The organism is Ideonella paludis, assembly GCF_018069865.1.
In the GTDB taxonomy this organism is placed as follows: Bacteria; Pseudomonadota; Gammaproteobacteria; order Burkholderiales; family Burkholderiaceae_C; genus Ideonella; species Ideonella paludis.
In genome coordinates this window covers 271,603-289,971 of sequence record NZ_JAGQDG010000002.1, presented here as the reverse complement: position 1 = coordinate 289,971, position 18,369 = coordinate 271,603, and the positions used below count along the sequence as shown (strand labels likewise).

Genomic DNA, 18,369 nt, shown 5'->3' with positions numbered 1-18,369 from the left:
GGCCTTCAGCCGCCGATGTAGTGCATCTCCACCCGGCGGCCACCGGGTGAGGCGGGCAGGGCGCCAGCACCCCGCAGCTCCGAATAGCGGTCTTGGCGCTGGGCCCAGATCCCGGCCAAGGCGCGCTGCAAGTCTTCATCGGAGGCCCCGCCCCGCAGCAGGCCGCGCAGGTCATAGCCTTGTGAGGCAAACAAGCACAGATAGAGCTGCCCTTCGGTGGAGAGGCGGGCGCGGTTGCAGTCTCGGCAAAAAGCCTGGGTGACGCTGGAGATCAGGCCGATCTCGCCTTGGCCATCGAGATAGCGCCAGCGCTCGGCGGTCTCGCCGGTGGCCGTAGCCTGCACGGGCGCCAGAGGCCAATGTGCGTGAATGCGTTGCATCACCTGGGCTGAGGGCAGCACATCGTCCATGCGCCAGCCATTGGTTTCGCCCACGTCCATGAACTCGATGAAGCGCAGCACCACCGATGCGCCGTAGCGCTGTCTGAAGTAGCCCGCCATGGGCACGATCTCGTGGTCGTTGGTGCCGCGCTTGACCACCATGTTCACCTTGATCGGCCCCAAGCCCACGGCCACGGCCTCATCAATGCCGGCCAACACATCAGCCACGGGAAAGCCCACGTCATTCATGCGCTGAAAAATGGCGTCATCCAGCGCGTCGAGGCTGACGGTCAAACGCCTCAGTCCCGCATCCTTCAGCATCTGGGCCTTGCGTTTGAGCAATGAGCCATTGGTGGTCAGTGTGATGTCCAGGGGCTCGCCATCTGGGGTGCGCAGCTCGGCCAGCATGGCGATCAGCACTTCGAGGTTCTTGCGCAAGAGCGGCTCACCACCTGTGAGGCGGAGCTTGGTGACCCCCAGGCGCACAAACTGGGCAGCCATGCGCGTAATCTCCTCGAAGCTCAGCAAGGAGGCATGCGGCAAAAAGGTGTAGTGCTTGTCAAAGACCTCTTTAGGCATGCAGTAGCTGCAGCGGAAGTTGCAGCGGTCGGTCACCGAAATGCGCAAGTCACGCAAGGGCCGGCCCAAGGCATCGGCCAGCAGTCCGCCCACTGGCAGCGAGGTCGCAGGAGTGATGGGCAGGCTCGTGGCCTGGCGCTCATCGGAGATCAGTATGACTTTTTCGCCCATGCCCGAATTGTGCTGCACGGTGCAGGCACCCAAGCCTGCGGCCTTGAGGGATTAAGGCGTTGTGGTGGCGGGGACCACACCCCGGGGTAACTCGGCTTGCATCTGCGGCGCACGGCGTGCTCCGTTAAAGCGCTGCACCCAATAGGCCTGCCGCATGTCTTCGACACGCACCGAAGAGCCCGTCCGAGGCGAGTGGATGAACTTGCCGTCGCCCACGTAAATGCCGACGTGGGAGAACGCTCGGCGCATGGTGTTGAAGAACACCAAATCACCAGGCTTGAGGTTTTCCATCTCAATGCGCAGCAGACCGGCCGAATTCGCCTGCTCATCCGCCCGTCGCGGCAGCACCAAGCCAATGCTGTTTTCAAACACATGGCGGGTGAAACCTGAGCAATCAAACCCCGTGTCCGCGGAGTTGCCGCCCCGCTGGTAGCGCACGCCGATGAAATTCATCGCGGTCATCACCATGTCCGAAGCGGTGTCGCGCACCTGCCGCACGATCTCGGGCGAGCGACCTGCTTCGATCAAGCCCCGCTCTTCGAGCAAGCGCATGACTGGATCCACCACCGTCGACGAGGCTGCCGCCGCAGGGGCCGCAGGCAGCCCTTCAGGGGCGGCATACACCCCGGCTGCATGCAAGCTGGCCAGCACGGTCAAGAGTCTTAAAGCCCCAGAAAGGGGCCGGGAAGGGGGACACAAGCGTCGAATCACCGCAGCAGGATAGGGGGGGAGGCAGGGTCTGTCAACCTGAAAATCCATTAAATTCAAGGACTTGGCATTGACATCGATGTGCCGGTGGTGATGCGCCACAGTGAGCGGAATTGTTCACGCCCACCCTGCCTGGATGTCGCGAGGGCGCCAAGACAGGGCCGAAGCGCAGCCTCACAGCACCTCGGAGGCGTAATCGGCCAGCCTGGAGCGCTCGCCGCGGGCCAAGGTGACATGGCCTGAATGGGGCCAGCCCTTGAAGCGGTCGACGGCATAGGTGAGGCCGGAACTACCTTCGGTCAAATAGGGCGTGTCGATCTGCGCCAGGTTGCCCAGGCAGACGATCTTGGTGCCGGGGCCTGCGCGGGTGATCAGCGTCTTCATTTGCTTGGGGGTCAAGTTCTGGGCTTCGTCGATCAGCACAAACTTGTTCAAAAAGGTCCGCCCCCGCATGAAGTTCAAACTCTTGATCTTGATCTTGCTGCGCACCAAGTCATTGGTGGCAGCGCGACCCCATTCGCCGGAGCTGCTGTCGCTCTTGGCCAGCACCTCGAGGTTGTCATCCAAGGCGCCCATCCATGGGCCCATCTTTTCTTCTTCATTGCCGGGCAGAAAGCCGATGTCCTCACCCACGGGCACCGTCACGCGGGTGACGATGATCTCGCTGTAGCGGCGGTCTTCCATCACTTGCGCCAAACCGGCCGCCAGCGTCATCAAGGTTTTGCCGGTGCCTGCGGTACCGGTCAGCGTGATGAAGTCGCACTCGGGGTCCATCAGCAAGTTGAGCGCAAAGTTTTGCTCGCGATTGCGAGCCGTCACGCCCCAAACGGCATTCTTGGCATGGATGTACTCGCGCAAGGTCTTGAGCACGGCGGTTTTGCCTGTGATCTCGGTCACGCGTGCATACAAAGGCGCTTCGTCAGCTGACTCCAGGTAGACGAACTGGTTGATCATCAAGGCGGGCACCAGCGGCCCGCTGATGCGGTAGTAGGTGTAGCCCGCTTGGCTCCAGCTCTCCACGCCTTTGCCATGCTTGTCCCAAAAGTCGGCCGGCAAGGCCATGACGCCGGTGTAGAGCAGGTCGCCGTCTTCCAGCGTCTTGTCGTTGAAATAGTCTTCTGCCGCCAGGCCCAAGGCTCTTGCCTTGATGCGCATATTGATGTCTTTGGACACCAGCACCACTTCGCGGCCCGGATGCTGTTCACGCAGGGCTTGCACCACACCCAGGATCTGGTTGTCGGCTTTGCCTTGCGGCAGGCCGGCGGGCAGCTTGAACTCGACAAAGGTGGTCTGGAAGAACAGCTTGCCGCCGGCATCTTTGTGGCCGGTCTTGGCCAGTGGTATGCCCGCTGAAGGGTCGGTGCCGCTGTCGGCGGCCAAGGCATCAAGCTCGCGGCTGACTTGACGCACATTGCGCGAGACCTCACTCATGCCTTTTTTGTGCCCATCCAGCTCTTCGAGCGTGATCATGGGCAAGTAGACATCGTGTTCGTCAAAGCGGAACAGCGACATGGGGTCGTGCATCAGCACATTGGTGTCCAGCACAAACAGTTTGGCGGGGCCACTCGAGCGGATCTTGCGCGGCTTGGGCTGTGCCGCCGGCCGCAAAGGAGAAGCGCTGACGGCCTTGACGGGCAGGCTGGTTGCGCCTTGAGCGGGCTGCGATCGCGCCGCAGTGGCGGCAGTGGGCGGTGTCGCAGCCAGCGGTGCTGGCATTTCAGGCACATCGCGGCTGGTCGGTGTGGGCGCTTTGCGGGTCGACTTGGGGGCCTTGGGCTTGAGCTGAGCTTCAAAGGCAGAGGCGGGCAGAGTGGCGGCTTTGGAGGCAGGTGCTTTGGGCAGAGGCATGTGCGTACAGCAGTCGGTAAAGACAATCAGCCACAAAAAAGCCGCGCAGGGAACTGGGCGGCTCTGGTGTGGGAGGAAGGCGCGATGCACTTGGGCATGGACCCATTATGCACACCTGATGTGGCACTTCCGCCGAGACATGAAAAAGCCGACCCGAGGTCGGCTTTGAACGGGCGCTAGAGGGGCTCAGGCCGTGGCCTTGAGGTCTTGGGCGGCCTTCAGGACTTCATCCACGTGGCCCGCCACCTTGATGCCACGCCATTCAGCGCGCAGCACGCCTTTGGCATCAATCAGGAAGGTGGAGCGTTCAATGCCTTTGACCTTCTTGCCGTACATGATCTTGTTCTTGACCACGCCGAACATGTGGCAGAGCTTTTCTTCGGTGTCTGCAATCAGCTCGAAAGGCAGCTCAAGGTTTTGCTTGAACTTGTCGTGCGAGGCCATGTTGTCTCGCGACACACCAAACACCACGGCACCGGCCTTCACAAACTCTTTGTGCTGGTCACGGAACTGCATGGCTTCCGTCGTGCAACCCGGGGTATTGTCCTTGGGGTAGAAATACAGCACTACCGTCTTGCCATGGAATGCTTGGGGTGTGAACTTCACACCACCAGTCGCCTGGGCTTCGATTTCCGGAAGAGATTTATTCAGCGCTGGCGTCATGAGGGTCGTGTCTTAGGCTGTCGCCCCGAAGAGGCATCACCGAGTATTATAGGCGGTTACCGACAGGCCTCCCGAAGCGGCAGGCTGTCTGGGGCGTTCTGAGCCGTCTCTTTTTAGGGGGTCAGGTTTCCAGGATGAAGGCGCCGACCACGCGCCGCCCCTCGTTGACCAACACGTTATAGGTGCGACAAGCCGCCGCCGTGTCCATGGTCTCAAAGCCGATTCGTGCCTCGATCAGCGCACGGTAGAGGCTGGGCGAGATGAACTGCAAGCGTTCGCCGCTGCCAAAGATCACCACTTCGGGCTTCCAGGCCAAGACGGCATCAAAGGCCCCTTCGCGCAGGTCTTGAGCCGTGTTGAAGGGCCAAGCCTGAGCTTCGCCAACCCAGGGCACCAACAGGCTGTGGGTGAAGGGCGTTTGATGCACAAAGATGCGGCCGGCCTCCAGGCGTCCGATGGCATTGACGCCATCCAGGTGATCGGGTTGGAATTTCACGAACGCTCCTGCGGCCAGCCTCGGTTGAACAGGTTAAATTATAGGTTTTTGCGCCGCAGCATTTTGCGGCACCCCAGGTGTCCTTGAGAGGGAGCAGGTTTTGAAACCGATCGCGAAGTCCAGCAAGCTGGCCAATGTGGGTTACGACATCCGTGGCCCCGTGCTGGACAAAGCCCGCCAGATGGAGGATGAAGGTCATAAGATCATCAAGCTCAACATCGGCAATGTGGCGGCGTTTGGCCTGATGCCGCCCGACGAGATCATGCAAGACATGATCCGCAACCTCAGTACTTCGGTGGCGGCAGGCTACACCGATTCCAAGGGCTTGTTTGCGCCCCGCAAGGCGGTGGTGCACTACTGCCAAGAAAAGCGCATTCAAGGCGTCACCGTTGACGACGTTTACCTGGGCAACGGCGCGTCTGAGTTGATCGCCATGAGCATGAACGCGCTGCTCGATGGCGGCGATGAGGTGCTGATTCCCTCGCCGGACTACCCGCTCTACACCGCCGTGGTGTCACTGTCTGGCGGCACGCCAGTGCACTACCGCTGCAATGAAGAGAGCGGCTGGATGCCGGACCTGGACGATATGCGCGCCAAGGTGACCTCGCGCACCAAAGCCATCGTCTTGATCAACCCCAATAACCCCACCGGTGCGCTCTACCCCGAGTCTGTGTTGCAGGGCATTGTGGAGATTGCTCGGCAAAACCAATTGATCGTCTTTGCCGACGAGATTTACGACAAGACGCTGTACGACGGCGAGACGCACACCAGCATCGCCTCCTTGGCCGACGATGTCTTGTTTTTGACCTTCAACGGCCTGTCCAAGAACTATCGCGCCTGCGGCTATCGCGCGGGTTGGATGGTGGTGTCCGGCAACAAGAAGCGCGCCAAGGACTACATCGAGGGGCTCAACATGCTGGCCTCGATGCGCTTGTGTGCCAACACGCCGGGGCAAATGGCCATCCAAACCGCTTTGGGCGGCTACCAGAGCATCAAAGACTTGGTGGCGCCGGGTGGGCGTTTGTGCAAGCAGCGTGACTTGGCCTATGAGCTGCTCACCGCCATCCCGGGTGTGTCTGTGGTCAAGCCCAAGGCGGCGCTCTATATGTTCCCGCGCTTGGATCCCAAGCTCTACCCCATTGAGGATGACCAGCAGTTTGCCTATGAATTGCTGGCCGAAGAAAAGGTGTTGATCGTGCAAGGCACGGGCTTTAACTGGCCCTCGCCGGACCACTTCCGCATTGTTTTCTTGCCCAATGCGGACGACCTGACCGATGCCATCGGCCGGATTGCCCGCTTCTTAGAGAGCTACCGCAAGCAACACGCCTAAGGCGTGCCGTGTGAGCCTCTCTTTTTGATTTTGTTTTGTGTTTTGCGAGTGATGTGACATGAACCCCATCCAGGTTGGCCTTTTGGGCATCGGTACGGTTGGCTCGGGCACCTTCAAGGTGCTGCAGCGCAATCAACAAGAAATTCTGCGCCGTGCCGGCCGGGGGATTGAAGTCACCATGGTGGCCGATCTCGACGTCGAGCGCGCCAAGAGCATCGTGGGCGATGCCGCCAAGGTGGTGGGCGATGCTCGCGAGATCATTGCCAACCCCAACATCGACATCGTCGTCGAGTTGATCGGCGGCTATGGCATTGCCAAGACCTTGGTGCTGGAGGCGATTGCCGCTGGCAAGCATGTGGTCACCGCCAACAAGGCCTTGCTGGCCGTGCATGGCAGCGAGATTTTTGCCGCGGCCCGCGCCAAGGGCGTGGTCGTGGCCTTTGAGGCTGCAGTGGCCGGTGGCATTCCCATCATCAAGGCGCTGCGCGAGGGCCTGACGGCCAACCGCATCGAGTGGATCGCCGGCATCATCAACGGCACCACCAACTTCATCTTGTCCGAGATGCGCGACAAGGGCCTGGACTTTGATGTGGTGCTCAAGGAAGCCCAGCGCTTGGGCTATGCCGAAGCCGACCCGACCTTCGACATCGAAGGGGTGGATGCCGCCCACAAAGCCACCATCATGAGCGCCATCGCCTTTGGCGTGCCGGTGCAGTTCAACAAGGCTCATGTAGAAGGCATCACCAAGCTGTCGGCCACCGACATTCGCTATGCCGAGCAACTAGGCTATCGCATCAAGCTCTTGGGGATCACCAAGCGCCGCGACAGCGGGATCGAGCTGCGCGTGCACCCGACCTTGGTGCCGGCCAAGCGCCTGATCGCCAATGTCGAAGGGGCGATGAATGCGGTGGTGGTGCAGGGCGACGCCGTAGGCACCACGCTGTACTACGGCAAGGGTGCGGGCTCTGAGCCCACCGCCTCGGCCGTGGTGGCTGATCTGGTGGACATCACCCGCTTGGCCTCGGCCGACCCGGACCATCGCGTGCCCCATTTGGCCTTCCAGCCTGATGCTCTGGCCGACACCCCGATCTTGCCGATCGAGCAGGTGCAAACGGCGTTCTATCTGCGCTTGACAGTGGCTGACGAAGCCGGCGTGCTGTCGGGCATCACCACCATCTTGGCTGAGAACGGCATCTCCATCGACGCGGTGCTGCAGCGCGAAAGCAAAGACGGTGAGAAGCAGACCGACCTGATCATCCTGACCCACGACACCATCGAAGGTCAGATGCGCACCGCCTTGGCCCGCATGCAAGCGCTGACCACTGTGCTGGCCCCCATTGTGGCCATCCGCAAGGAGGAGCTGGCCTGAGGGCCTGGCGCGCACGCATGAAGTACATCAGCACCCGCGGCGACCAAACACAGCGCCGCTTTTGCGAGATCCTGCTCGAGGGCTTGGCGCCCGACGGCGGGCTGTATCTGCCGGTCAGCTACCCCCAAGTGGACGCAACCACCTTGGCCCGCTGGCGCGGTCTGAGCTATGCCGATCTGGCCTTCGAGATTCTGTCGCTCTACATCGACGACATCCCGGCGGCGGACCTGAAGGCCTTGGTGCACAAGACCTACACTGCGGCCGTGTTTGGCAGCGAGCAGATCGTGCCGGTGCGTCGCCTGGGCGACTCCGGCGTGCTGATCGAGGCGCTCTCCAATGGCCCGACCTTGGCCTTCAAGGACATGGCCATGCAGTTGCTGGGCCACCTCTTCGAGTACGAACTGGCGCGGCGTGGCGAGCAGTTGAACATCTTGGGGGCCACCAGTGGTGACACCGGCAGCGCGGCCGAGTACGCCATGCGCGGCAAGCAGGGCGTGCGCGTCTTCATGCTCAGCCCGAATGGCCGCATGAGCCCCTTCCAGCAGGCACAGATGTTCAGCCTGCGAGATGCGAACATCCACAACTTGGCGGTGGAAGGCGTCTTCGACGACGCTCAGGACATCGTCAAGGCGGTCTCCAACGACCTCGCCTTCAAGCGCCAGTACAAGATCGGCACCGTCAACTCCATCAACTGGGCCCGCTTGCTGGCTCAGGTGGTGTACTACTTTGCGGGTTACTTTCAGACCACGCAGAGCAACGCGGAGCAGGTCAGCTTCACCGTGCCCTCGGGTAACTTCGGCAACGTCTGTGCCGGCCATGTGGCCCGCATGATGGGCCTGCCCATTGCCAAGTTGGTGGTGGCCACCAACGAGAACGATGTGCTCGACGAGTTCTTCCGCACGGGCACCTACCGCGTGCGCGGCAGTGCCGAGACGCACGAGACCTCCAGCCCGTCGATGGACATCTCCAAGGCCAGCAACTTTGAGCGCTTTGTGTTCGACTTGCTGGGCCGCGACGGCGCGCGCACGGCAGCGCTGTTTGGCCCAACGCTGGCAAAGCAAGGCGCCTTTAGCCTGACGGCCGAAGAAACCGCGGCCATTGCGGGCTATGGTTTCCAGTCTGGGCGCAGCACCCACGCGGACCGTCTGGCCACCATCCGCAGCACCTATGAGCGCTTTGGCGACATGGTGGACACTCACACGGCCGACGGTGTGAAGGTGGCCTTCGAGCGGGTTGAGGCCGGCGTGCCGATGATCGTGTTCGAGACAGCCTTGCCGGCCAAGTTTGCTGCCACCATTCAAGAGGCCTTAGGGCGCGAGCCGACCCGTCCAGCGGGCTTGGAGGGCATCGAAGCCCTGCCCAAGCGCTTCACGGTGGTGCCACCACAGGCTGACGTGATCAAGCAATACATTCGCACGCATTGCGATTGAGGCTCCGAGATGCGCGCACCGCTGCTGGATTTTGACGAGGTCCTCGCCCGCTTGGGCGAGGTGGCACAGCAACACCGCTTGAGTGAGGTGGAGACGGTCTCCACGTTCTCGGCCCTGGGCCGGGTTTTGGCTGCGCCAGTCACCTCCGGCCTGGATGTGCCGCCTGAGGACAACACCTCGATGGACGGCTACGCGATGCGCGTGGCAGACGTGCCCACCGTGGGCACGGTGCTGCCCATCAGCCAACGCATCCCGGCTGGCGTGGTGGGCCAGCCCTTGCAGCCGGGCACGGCAGCACGCATCTTCACCGGCGCGCAGGTGCCGCCGGGTGCCGATGCGGTGGTCATGCAAGAGCAGTGCGAGGCCCTGGACGTTGACGGTTCCGCACAGGTCAAAGTGGGCGTCGTCCCGGCCCTGGGCCAATGGATTCGCCGGCGCGGCGAGGACGTGTCCCACGGCCAAGTCGTCCTTTCCGCAGGCCAGCGCCTGACGCCGCAGGCCTTGGGGCTGGCAGCCTCCGTGGGCGCAGCCAGCTTGAGCGTGGTGCGTCGCCCGCGGGTGGCTTTGTTCTCCACCGGTGATGAATTGGTGATGCCCGGTGAGCCGCTCAAACCAGGCGCCATCTACAACTCCAACCGCTTCACCCTGCGCGGCCTGCTGGAAGCTGCAGGCTGTGAGGTGACGGACCTGGGCATCGTGCCAGACCGGCTCGATGCCACCCGCGATGTCCTGCGCCAAGCAGCGGCTCAGCATGACTTGATCTTGACCTCTGGCGGTGTCTCGGTGGGCGAAGAAGACCATTTGCGGCCTGCCGCCCAAGCAGAGGGCCGCATCGACCTGTGGCAGATGGCCATCAAGCCGGGCAAGCCGCTGGCGGTGGGCGCCATCCGGCGTGCCACGGGCGCGGGCGAGGCCTTGCTGATGGGCCTGCCCGGCAATCCGGTCTCCAGCTTTGTGACCTTTGTGCTGGCTGTGGCACCGCTGCTGCGCGGCCTACAAGGTGCGCCATGCCGCTTACCGGCCAGCCTGCTGGTCAGGGCCGACTTTGCCTGGGCCAAGCCGGACAAGCGCCGGGAGTTCTTGCGCGTGCGCCTCAACGCGCAAGGCGGGGTGGAACTGTTCCCGAACCAAAGCTCGGGCGTGCTGACCTCGGCCGTGTGGGCGGACGGCTTGGTCGATAACCCTGGCGGGCAGGCCATCGCAGCCGGTGATACCGTGCGCTTCTTGCCGCTGGGTTTGCTGACGGCGGGATGATTCGGCCACGAGCTTGTGGCTCAGCCTCGGTGGAGGCGGTGGTGATGACAAAAGGAGCCTTTGATGGCATGGGTTGAAGCTGTGATGTTGCTGGCCGTGGCCCAGTACTTGGCCTTTGGCATGTTGGTGGGCCGCGCGCGTGGCAAATACGGCGTCAAGGCGCCGGCGACCAGCGGCGACGAAATGTTTGAGCGCTTCTACCGCGTGCAGATGAACACGCTGGAGTTGCTGCCGGTGCTCTTGCCCAGCCTCTGGCTGGCGGCCAAATACTGGACACCTGAGTGGGTCGCCGGTGCGGGCTTGGTTTACCTGCTGGGGCGGCTGCTCTACCTCAAGGCCTACATCACGGACCCGCCCAGCCGGGGCTTGGGCTTTATGCTGAGTTACGTGCCCATCATGGGCCTTTTGCTGGCAGGCCTGGTCGGGGCTGTGCGAGCCACCCAAGTTGCTTGAGCAAGACGCCATGCAGGTTCGACTGAAGTTTTTTGCCTCCCTGCGTGAGGCCCTGGGTGCGGAGGGCAGTCTGGACCTGCCCGAGGGCAGCACGGTGGCTCAGGCGCGCGATGCACTGCTGGCCCGTGGTGAGCCCTATGCGCAAGCCTTGGCGCGGGGCCGCGCCCTACGGGCAGCGCGCAATCAAACCGCGTGCTCTGAGGCCGAGCCCTTGGAAAACGGCGATGAGTTGGCCTTCTTCCCTCCGGTGACAGGGGGTTGACGCCATGCAGCCACGCGTCTCCATCCAAACCGAAGACTTCGACCTCAGCGGCGAAGTGGCGGCCCTGCGCGCGGCGGACCCTGCCGTGGGCGCCGTGTGTACCTTCCTGGGCACGGTGCGGGACCGCAACGACGGCCAAGGCATCAGCGTGATGGAGCTGGAGCACTACCCCCGTATGACGGAGAAATCCATCGAGGCGATGATTGATGAAGCGCTCAAGCGCTTCGACATTCGTGCCGCGCGGGTCATTCACCGCGTGGGTGTGCTGCAGCCGCTGGATCAGATTGTCTTGGTGGCGGTCAGCTCGGCTCATCGCGGCCAGTCCTTCCAGGCCTGTGAGTTCTTGATGGATTACCTCAAGACCCAAGCCCCGTTCTGGAAGAAAGAAACCCTGGCCGATGGCAGCGCCCGTTGGGTCGATGCCCGCGTCAGTGACGACGCGGCGCTGGCGCGCTGGGGCATTGCCGCCCCCAATGCTGGTGTCTGACACCCTGCGCTGGGGCGCCATGGTGGCCCTGGGCGGCGCGCTGGGCGCGGTGCTGCGCTGGCGCGTGGGCCTGTGGCTCAACCCCTTGGCGCTGCCCTTTGCGGCAGGCACGCTGGCCGTGAACGTGGTCGGCGGGCTGCTGATTGGCCTGAGCCTGGTGTGGTTTGAGCAGCATCCGAACGAGTCGCTGCGCTTGCTGCTGGTCACCGGCGGCCTGGGGGGCTTGACCACCTTTTCGACGTTTTCGGCTGAATCGCTGGGGCTGCTTTTGCGGGGGGATGCGGGGCTGGCCTTGCTGCACAGCTTGGCGCATGTGCTGGGCGCCTTGCTGGCCGTGGCCGCGGGGTGGTGGCTGGGGCGCCAGTGCTGGGTCTGACGCTCCGCCCGCGCCCCTGCGACTTTTTCCCAGGCCTTGCTTCACGGTCTTTCAGGCTGGCCGACATAGAGCGGCTGGCTTGGCACTAACATTCACCTCCCATGCCCATTGATCCCGCCGCGCTGCGCAGCGCATTCGGTCGCTTTGCCACCGGCGTCACCATCGTCACCTGCCTGGACCCCAAGGGCCAGCGCGTGGGCCTGACCGTCAACTCCTTCAGTTCGCTCTCGCTGGACCCTGCGTTGGTCTTGTGGTCACTGCGGGTCAGCAGTCAAGCATTGCCGGCCTTTGTCGAGGCCGGGCATTTCGCCGTCAATGTCTTGGCCGAGACGCAAATGCCGCTGTCGCGCCGCTTTGCCAGCCCCATGCCCGACCGCTTTGCGGAAGGTGAATGGTCGGCCGGGGAGGGGGGCTCACCGGTGTTGGCCCATGCCGCAGCCGTGTTCGAGTGCGCGACGGAGCAACGCATCACCGTCGGTGACCATGAACTCTTTGTGGGCCGCGTGCTGCGCTTGCAAGAGCATGATGTACCGCCGCTGGTCTTCCAGGCCGGTCACTACCGGCATCTTGGGCGGGTACTCTGATCCCTTGCCCATCCTTGGCTAGAGCTGGTCGTTCTGGGCTCGGCGAGTTTGCGCTGCATCAAGCCTGAGTGTGGTTTGACGCCCACCAGGGCTTGAAAAGCAGACGCCTGCGCCTAATCTCGGACGCATTGGAGGACATTCACCATGCGTCTCGACAAGCTCACTACCGCCTTTCAACAAGCGCTTTCTGAGGCTCAAAGCCTCGCTGTGGCGCGCGACAACCCCTACATCGAACCCAGCCACGTCTTGGCTGCCATGTTGGCCCAGCCCGACGGCCCCAAGGCCTTGCTGGACCGCGCAGGCGCCAACACCGCCGCCTTGAAGACGGCCATGGAGACGGCCATCGGTGCTTTGCCCAGCGTGCAAGGCGGCGGCGCCGTGCAGGCCGGCCGAGATCTGGTGCAACTGTTGCAACAGGCGGACAAAGAAGCGGGCCAGCGGGGCGACCAATTCATTGCCAGCGAGATGTTTTTGCTGGCCTTGGCAGATGCCAAGACCGACATCGCTGCCGTGGTGCGTGGCCACGGCCTGACCCGCAAGGCTTTGGAAGCCGCCATCACCGCGGTGCGCGGCGGGCAAACCGTGGACTCGGCCGAGGCTGAAGGCCAGCGCGAAGCGCTTAAAAAGTACACACTGGACCTGACCGAGCGCGCGCGCCAGGGCAAGCTCGACCCGGTGATTGGGCGGGATGATGAAATCCGCCGCGCCATCCAGGTGCTGCAGCGCCGCAGCAAGAACAACCCGGTGCTGATTGGCGAGCCCGGTGTGGGCAAGACCGCCATTGTCGAAGGCTTGGCTCAGCGTATCGTCAACGGCGAGGTGCCGGACACCCTGCGCAACAAGCGCGTGCTGGTGCTGGACATGGCGGGCCTGCTGGCCGGTGCCAAGTACCGGGGCGAGTTTGAAGAGCGGCTCAAGGCCGTGCTCAAAGAGGTGGCCCTGGACGAAGGCCGCATCATTCTCTTCATCGACGAGCTGCACACCATGGTGGGCGCGGGCAAGGGCGAAGGTGCGATGGACGCCGGCAATATGCTCAAGCCGGCCTTGGCCCGAGGCGAGCTGCATTGCATTGGCGCCACCACCTTGGACGAATACCGCAAATACGTGGAGAAAGACGCTGCACTGGAGCGCCGCTTCCAGAAGGTGCTGGTGGGCGAGCCGACGGTGGAGGCCACCATTGCCATTTTGCGCGGCCTGCAAGAGAAGTACGAGGTGCACCACGGCGTCGAGATCACCGACCCGGCCATCGTGGCGGCCGCCGAGTTGAGCCACCGCTACATCACCGACCGCTTCTTGCCCGACAAAGCCATTGACCTGATCGATGAGGCCGCGGCCAAGATCAAGATCGAGATCGACTCCAAGCCGGAGGTGATGGACAAGCTGGATCGGCGGCTGATACAGCTCAAGATCGAGCGCGAAGCCGTGCGGCGCGAGAAGGACGAGGCCTCCCAAAAGCGCCTGGGCCTGATCGAAGAAGAGATCGTCAAGCTGGACCGCGAGTACGCTGACCTGGAAGAGATCTGGAAGGCCGAAAAGGCCACCGCGCAGGGCTCGGCTCAGGTCAAAGAAGAGATCGACCGCATCCGCTTCCAGATCGAAGAGTGGAAGCGCAAGGGCGACTTCAACAAGGTGGCCGAGCTGCAATACGGCAAGCTGCCCGAGCTGGAGAAAAAGCTCAAGGAAGCGCAGGCCAAAGAGTCTGGCAAAGCCGCAGGCGCCAAAGAGGGCCAGCGCCCGCAACTGCTGCGCACCCTGGTGGGCGCCGAAGAGATTGCTGAAGTGGTGGCGCGTGCCACGGGCATTCCCGTCTCCAAGCTGCTGCAGGGCGAGCGCGACAAGCTGCTGAAGATGGAGGGCAAGCTGCACGAGCGCGTGGTGGGCCAAGAAGAGGCCATCGTGGCCGTGGCCGACGCCATTCGGCGCTCGCGCGCCGGTCTGTCAGACCCGAACCGCCCCTTGGGCAGCTTCTTGTTCCTCGGCCCCACGGGCGTGGGCAAGACCGAGCTGTGCAAGGCCTTGGCCGGCTTTTTGTTCGACAGCGAGGAGCATCTCATCCGCGTCGACATGAGCGAGTTCATGGAGAAGCACAGCGTCAGCCGCTTGATCGGTGCGCCTCCGGGCTATGTGGGCTATGACGAGGGCGGCACCTTGACGGAAGCCGTGCGCCGCAAGCCCTACAGCGTGATCTTGCTGGACGAGGTCGAGAAGGCCCACCCGGATGTCTTCAATGTGCTGCTGCAAGTGCTGGACGATGGCCGCTTGACCGATGGCCAAGGCCGAACCGTAGACTTCAAAAACACGGTGATCGTGATGACCAGCAATCTGGGCTCACAGATGATCATGCAGATGTCGGGCCAGCCGACCTCCGTGATCCGTGAGGCGGTGTGGGGCGAGGTCAAGCAGCACTTCCGCCCTGAGTTCCTTAACCGTATTGATGAGACCGTGGTCTTCCACGCGCTGGATGAAGCCAACATCCAGGAGATCGCCAAGATTCAGTTGAAGATTTTGGAGTCGCGCCTGGCCAAGATGGACATGGGCTTGGATGTCTCGCCGGAAGCTTTGGCGGAAATTGCCAAGGTGGGCTTTGACCCGGTGTTTGGTGCCCGTCCGCTCAAGCGTGCCATCCAGCAGCGCATCGAGAACCCGGTGGCGCGCCTGGTGCTGGAAGGCCGCTTTGGCCCCAAGGATGTGGTGCCCATCACCGTGTTGGACGGCGAGTTCAACTTCGGGCGTATCGTGCACTGAGGGCGCCCCTACAATCCGCGCACTTCACACGCACCGCAGACCGAAGGAGCGCATGACTTCTACACCCGGCCCTGAGGCCACGAACACGCCCCCACCGCGCAACAGCGCCGCCCCGTCGTCGGGCGCCCTTGAGGCTGCGGGGGCATTGCCGGTGGTCATCGTCGGCGCGGGTTTGGCAGGCCTCACGGTGGCCTTGCATTTGGCCTCACAAGGGCAGCGGGTGGAAGTGCTGGCCAAGCGCAACCTGGGCGAAGGCGCGACGGCCTGGGCTCAGGGCGGTATCGTGGGCGTGTTGGGCTCGGACGACAGCGTCGAGTCTCATGTCCGCGACACCCAAGACGCGGGTGCCGGCCTGGTGGACGAGCAAACCGCTCGATTCATTGCAGAGAACAGTGCACAGGCCGTGGGCTGGTTGGTGGACCAAGGCGTGCCGTTTTCGCCGGACCCGGACGGCCCCTTGGGCCTGCACCTGACTCGCGAAGGCGGCCATGCCGTGCGGCGTATCGCCCATGCGGCGGATGCCACGGGCAAAGCCATCCACGACGCGCTCTTGGCCAAAGCCCAAGCCCACCCTTTGGTGACGCTGCGGGAGCGCTGGATGGCGGTGGACCTGATCACCTCACGCCATGTGGGCCAGCCTGAAGAAGGCCCGCGCTGCTATGGCGTCTACGCCTTGGACATTGGCGCCCAGCGGGTCGAGACCTTGCCCGCGCGTGCAGTGGTCTTGGCCACGGGGGGGGTGGGCAAGGTCTATCGCTACACCAGCAACCCCGAAACCGCCACCGGGGACGGCATCGCCATGGCTTGGCGGGCCGGCTGTCGGGTGGCGAATATGGAGTTCATCCAGTTCCACCCCACCTGCCTGTATCACCCCCAAGAGCGCAGCTTTCTGATCACCGAAGCCCTGCGCGGGGAGGGCGCGGTGCTGCGCCTTCCCGAGGGCTTGCCCGGCGGCGTGGGCGGCTCACGCTTCATGCCGGCGCATGATGAACGAGCTGAGCTGGCACCGCGGGACATCGTGGCCCGCGCGATTGACTTTGAGATGAAGCGCCACGGCGTGGACCATGTGTGGCTGGACGCCACGCACCTGGGCGAAGCCTTTTTGAAGGAGCATTTCCCCACCATCCATGCGCGCTGCCTGAGCTTGGGTCTAGACATTGCAAAGCAGCCCATCCCCGTGGTGCCGGCGGCTCATTACACCTGCGGGGGCGTGGTGACGGACTTGTCCGGCCGCACCGATTTGCCCGGCCTGTTTGCGGTGGGCGAGGCGACTTACACCGGCCTGCATGGCGCCAACCGCCTGGCCAGCAACTCCTTGCTGGAGTGTGTGGTCATTGGCCGCACCTGCGCTGATGGCATTTTGAACACCCCCGTGGCCGCGACGGCAGCGGTGCCTTCGTGGGACGAAAGCTTGGTGGAAGATGCCGATGAGCAAGTGGTGATTGCCCACAACTGGGACGAGCTGCGCCTCTTGATGTGGAACTATGTCGGCATCGTGCGGACCACGCGGCGGCTGGAGCGGGCCTTGCACCGTATTCAGCTGCTCAAGGGTGAGATCGACGACTACTACGCCAACTTCCGCGTGACACGCGACTTGCTGGAGTTGCGCAACTTGGTGGTTTGCGCCGAGCTCATCGTGCGCTCGGGCCTGCTGCGCCACGAGAGCCGTGGCCTGCATTTCAGCCGCGACTTCCCGCACACGCTGCCGGTGAGCTTTCCCACCGTCTTGACGCGCGAAGCGCGCAGCCTGCCGCGCTGAGGAGCCTGGATGACTGAGGTTCAACGCACACCGCTGGCCTCTGTCAAGGACTTGATCCTGCTCGGCGAGGCGCTGCCCTTCGATGTGATGGACGAGTTTGACCGCTTGCTCTTGGCCGCGGGGCAGCGCATCGTCAGCGATACCCAGTTGGACATGCTGCTGGCCCGCGGGGCTTGGGCGCATACCCACGAGGTGCAGGCCCTCAAAGACCGCTACAAGGACCAAGCGCCTGCGCGCGCGGCTGTGCTGCGCAAGGAGTCGATTTTCGACCTGTGGGAGAAGAAAGTCTGGGAGCTTGACGCCGTCCTGCGCAAGGTGCTGGCCGGCCAGTCCTGCGCCGCTGACATCAATGCGTTGGCGTTGCGTCTGGCGCAGCTGATCAGCCGGGACACCGATGTCGCGCTGTTCATGACGATTCGGCAGAACGAGCCACGCTTCGCGCTGTATGCGCTCTTGCATGCCCTGCACACCGCCACCATCGGGATGGTGCTGTCTCGGCAATTGGGCTGGCCCATTGGCCAGACGGCCAGCTTGCTCTGTGCCTCTTTGACGATGAACGTCTCCACCCTGGAGTTGCAGGCGCGCATGGCGCAGCAGCAAGACCCACCCAGCAGCAAGCAGATCGACCAGATCCGCGCCCATCCGCAGGCCTCTGAGCAGCTTTTGCGCAGCGCCGGTGTGCAAGACGAGGCCTGGCTGCTGGCGGTGCGTGAGCACCATGAACGGCCCGATGGAACGGGCTATCCGTCGGGGCTGACCGCGATCAGCGAGCTGGCGCATGCGCTGCGCGTGACGGATGTTTTCACCGCCAAGATCAGCCCTCGGGCGTTTCGTCCGGCCATGAACCTACAGGCAGCGGCCAAGCAGCTTTTTCAAGACGAGCGCGGCGGGCCCATGGCGGCGGGCTTGATCAAGGCATTGGGCTTGTATCCGCCGGGTGACTTGGTGGATTTGAAGAGCGGTGAGGTGGGGGTGGTGGTGCGGCGTGGCCCCAGTGCCACCACGCCCAAGGTCGCCACCTTGACCAATCGGCAAGGCAAACCGGTGGTCGAGACCCATGTGCGCGACACCAGTGAGCCGGAGTTTGCGGTGCTGGGGCCCCACACCGAACGGCAAGGGCTGACGCGCGTGATGCCAGAGCGGGTCTACGGCTATATCTTTGCCTGAGGACGAGCCTCAGGTGCGTGCCCGCATGGCATTGCGCGCTTGGACAAAGCCGAAAGCAAACTCCACGGCTTCCAGCACGCTGCGCTCGGACTCGGTGCGTTCGTGCTCGGTCTGGTAGAAGGCCAAATCCACCTCGTGCCGGATGTAGCGCGGGGGCAGGCGGTTCAGGGCCACGCAGGCGATGTCAGCCAGGGCATTCGCGTCGCTGCTGAGGTGCGGGAAGTGCTTGGCGTGATCCGAAACGGCGTTGAATACAGCCTTCTCGAACCAGTTGTGGATAGAGTCGATGTCCATGACGCGCACGCCAG

The 18,369-nt window shown here is 63.3% G+C and carries 18 protein-coding genes; 12 read left to right on the top strand and 6 right to left on the bottom strand.

Annotation, left to right across the window (positions count from 1 at the left end):
* Nucleotides 1–5: 5 nt before the first annotated feature.
* The 5 genes from moaA to KAK11_RS05800 form a co-directional block, all read right to left on the bottom strand.
* On the bottom strand, nt 6–1,130 hold the full coding sequence (moaA, locus tag KAK11_RS05820) for a GTP 3',8-cyclase MoaA (protein ID WP_210807179.1): 1,125 nt from the start codon (nt 1,128–1,130) through the stop codon (nt 6–8).
* A 51-nt stretch (nt 1,131–1,181) separates the two neighbouring features.
* Nucleotides 1,182–1,781, bottom strand: a complete 600-nt coding sequence (locus KAK11_RS05815) for a C40 family peptidase (protein ID WP_310737751.1) — start codon at nt 1,779–1,781, stop codon at nt 1,182–1,184.
* Between the two features lie 231 nt (nt 1,782–2,012).
* Nucleotides 2,013–3,686, bottom strand: coding sequence for a PhoH family protein (locus KAK11_RS05810; RefSeq protein ID WP_210807175.1), 1,674 nt, complete (start codon nt 3,684–3,686; stop codon nt 2,013–2,015).
* A gap of 186 nt (nt 3,687–3,872) precedes the next feature.
* The gene (locus tag KAK11_RS05805) at nt 3,873–4,349 is read right to left on the bottom strand and encodes a peroxiredoxin (RefSeq protein WP_210807173.1); all 477 of its coding nucleotides are present in this window, start codon (nt 4,347–4,349) and stop codon (nt 3,873–3,875) included.
* 121 nt (nt 4,350–4,470) lie between these two features.
* Entirely contained in the window at nt 4,471–4,845 is a 375-nt protein-coding gene (locus tag KAK11_RS05800) for an Mth938-like domain-containing protein (protein WP_210807171.1), read from the bottom strand.
* Between the two features lie 100 nt (nt 4,846–4,945).
* On the opposite strand from KAK11_RS05800, the gene KAK11_RS05795 reads away from it, so the two are divergent.
* The 12 genes from KAK11_RS05795 (at nt 4,946) to KAK11_RS05740 (ending at nt 18,061) form a co-directional block, all read left to right on the top strand.
* Nucleotides 4,946–6,175: a pyridoxal phosphate-dependent aminotransferase gene (locus tag KAK11_RS05795; RefSeq protein WP_210807169.1), complete on the top strand. Its 1,230-nt coding sequence runs from the start codon at nt 4,946–4,948 to the stop codon at nt 6,173–6,175.
* A gap of 58 nt (nt 6,176–6,233) precedes the next feature.
* Complete coding sequence (locus KAK11_RS05790; protein ID WP_210807167.1) at nt 6,234–7,544, top strand: homoserine dehydrogenase; 1,311 nt, start codon at nt 6,234–6,236, stop codon at nt 7,542–7,544.
* Between the two features lie 17 nt (nt 7,545–7,561).
* Nucleotides 7,562–8,974: a threonine synthase gene (thrC, locus tag KAK11_RS05785; protein WP_210807165.1), complete on the top strand. Its 1,413-nt coding sequence runs from the start codon at nt 7,562–7,564 to the stop codon at nt 8,972–8,974.
* A 9-nt stretch (nt 8,975–8,983) separates the two neighbouring features.
* Nucleotides 8,984–10,228: a molybdopterin molybdotransferase MoeA gene (locus KAK11_RS05780; RefSeq protein ID WP_210807163.1), complete on the top strand. Its 1,245-nt coding sequence runs from the start codon at nt 8,984–8,986 to the stop codon at nt 10,226–10,228.
* Nucleotides 10,229–10,291: 63 nt separating this feature from the next.
* Complete coding sequence (locus KAK11_RS05775; RefSeq protein ID WP_210807161.1) at nt 10,292–10,681, top strand: MAPEG family protein; 390 nt, start codon at nt 10,292–10,294, stop codon at nt 10,679–10,681.
* Between the two features lie 10 nt (nt 10,682–10,691).
* Nucleotides 10,692–10,943: a MoaD/ThiS family protein gene (locus tag KAK11_RS05770; RefSeq protein ID WP_210807159.1), complete on the top strand. Its 252-nt coding sequence runs from the start codon at nt 10,692–10,694 to the stop codon at nt 10,941–10,943.
* 4 nt (nt 10,944–10,947) lie between these two features.
* Nucleotides 10,948–11,430 carry a molybdenum cofactor biosynthesis protein MoaE gene (locus KAK11_RS05765; protein ID WP_210807157.1) on the top strand — a complete coding sequence of 161 codons (483 nt, stop codon included), beginning with the start codon at nt 10,948–10,950 and terminating at the stop codon, nt 11,428–11,430.
* Complete coding sequence (crcB, locus tag KAK11_RS05760) at nt 11,417–11,806, top strand: fluoride efflux transporter CrcB (RefSeq protein WP_210807155.1); 390 nt, start codon at nt 11,417–11,419, stop codon at nt 11,804–11,806. Before KAK11_RS05765 ends, crcB begins: the two co-directional genes overlap by 14 nt.
* Before the next feature lie 101 nt (nt 11,807–11,907).
* Nucleotides 11,908–12,390, top strand: coding sequence for a flavin reductase family protein (locus tag KAK11_RS05755; RefSeq protein WP_210807153.1), 483 nt, complete (start codon nt 11,908–11,910; stop codon nt 12,388–12,390).
* Nucleotides 12,391–12,534: 144 nt separating this feature from the next.
* Nucleotides 12,535–15,135 (top strand): ATP-dependent chaperone ClpB, encoded by a 2,601-nt coding sequence (gene clpB / locus KAK11_RS05750; RefSeq protein WP_210807151.1) that lies wholly within the window; start codon nt 12,535–12,537, stop codon nt 15,133–15,135.
* Nucleotides 15,136–15,187: 52 nt separating this feature from the next.
* Nucleotides 15,188–16,894, top strand: a complete 1,707-nt coding sequence (gene nadB, locus KAK11_RS05745; RefSeq protein ID WP_210807149.1) for an L-aspartate oxidase — start codon at nt 15,188–15,190, stop codon at nt 16,892–16,894.
* 9 nt (nt 16,895–16,903) lie between these two features.
* Nucleotides 16,904–18,061 (top strand): HD-GYP domain-containing protein, encoded by a 1,158-nt coding sequence (locus KAK11_RS05740; protein ID WP_210807147.1) that lies wholly within the window; start codon nt 16,904–16,906, stop codon nt 18,059–18,061.
* 9 nt (nt 18,062–18,070) lie between these two features.
* On the opposite strand, the gene KAK11_RS05735 is transcribed toward KAK11_RS05740, so the two are convergent.
* Nucleotides 18,071–18,355, bottom strand: coding sequence for a late competence development ComFB family protein (locus KAK11_RS05735; protein WP_210807145.1), 285 nt, complete (start codon nt 18,353–18,355; stop codon nt 18,071–18,073).
* Between the last annotated feature and the right edge of the window lie 14 nt (nt 18,356–18,369).

Coding starts and splice junctions, on each gene's coding strand:
- KAK11_RS05790 (WP_210807167.1), top strand. CDS start 6,234: ATGAACCCCATCCAGGTTGGCCTTTTGGGCATCGGTACGGTTGGCTCG.
- KAK11_RS05735 (WP_210807145.1), bottom strand. CDS start 18,355: ATGGACATCGACTCTATCCACAACTGGTTCGAGAAGGCTGTATTCAAC.
- KAK11_RS05775 (WP_210807161.1), top strand. CDS start 10,292: ATGGCATGGGTTGAAGCTGTGATGTTGCTGGCCGTGGCCCAGTACTTG.
- KAK11_RS05810 (WP_210807175.1), bottom strand. CDS start 3,686: ATGCCTCTGCCCAAAGCACCTGCCTCCAAAGCCGCCACTCTGCCCGCC.
- crcB (WP_210807155.1), top strand. CDS start 11,417: ATGCTGGTGTCTGACACCCTGCGCTGGGGCGCCATGGTGGCCCTGGGC.
- KAK11_RS05770 (WP_210807159.1), top strand. CDS start 10,692: ATGCAGGTTCGACTGAAGTTTTTTGCCTCCCTGCGTGAGGCCCTGGGT.
- KAK11_RS05780 (WP_210807163.1), top strand. CDS start 8,984: ATGCGCGCACCGCTGCTGGATTTTGACGAGGTCCTCGCCCGCTTGGGC.
- KAK11_RS05740 (WP_210807147.1), top strand. CDS start 16,904: ATGACTGAGGTTCAACGCACACCGCTGGCCTCTGTCAAGGACTTGATC.
- KAK11_RS05755 (WP_210807153.1), top strand. CDS start 11,908: ATGCCCATTGATCCCGCCGCGCTGCGCAGCGCATTCGGTCGCTTTGCC.
- moaA (WP_210807179.1), bottom strand. CDS start 1,130: ATGGGCGAAAAAGTCATACTGATCTCCGATGAGCGCCAGGCCACGAGC.
- thrC (WP_210807165.1), top strand. CDS start 7,562: ATGAAGTACATCAGCACCCGCGGCGACCAAACACAGCGCCGCTTTTGC.
- nadB (WP_210807149.1), top strand. CDS start 15,188: ATGACTTCTACACCCGGCCCTGAGGCCACGAACACGCCCCCACCGCGC.
- clpB (WP_210807151.1), top strand. CDS start 12,535: ATGCGTCTCGACAAGCTCACTACCGCCTTTCAACAAGCGCTTTCTGAG.
- KAK11_RS05805 (WP_210807173.1), bottom strand. CDS start 4,349: ATGACGCCAGCGCTGAATAAATCTCTTCCGGAAATCGAAGCCCAGGCG.
- KAK11_RS05765 (WP_210807157.1), top strand. CDS start 10,948: ATGCAGCCACGCGTCTCCATCCAAACCGAAGACTTCGACCTCAGCGGC.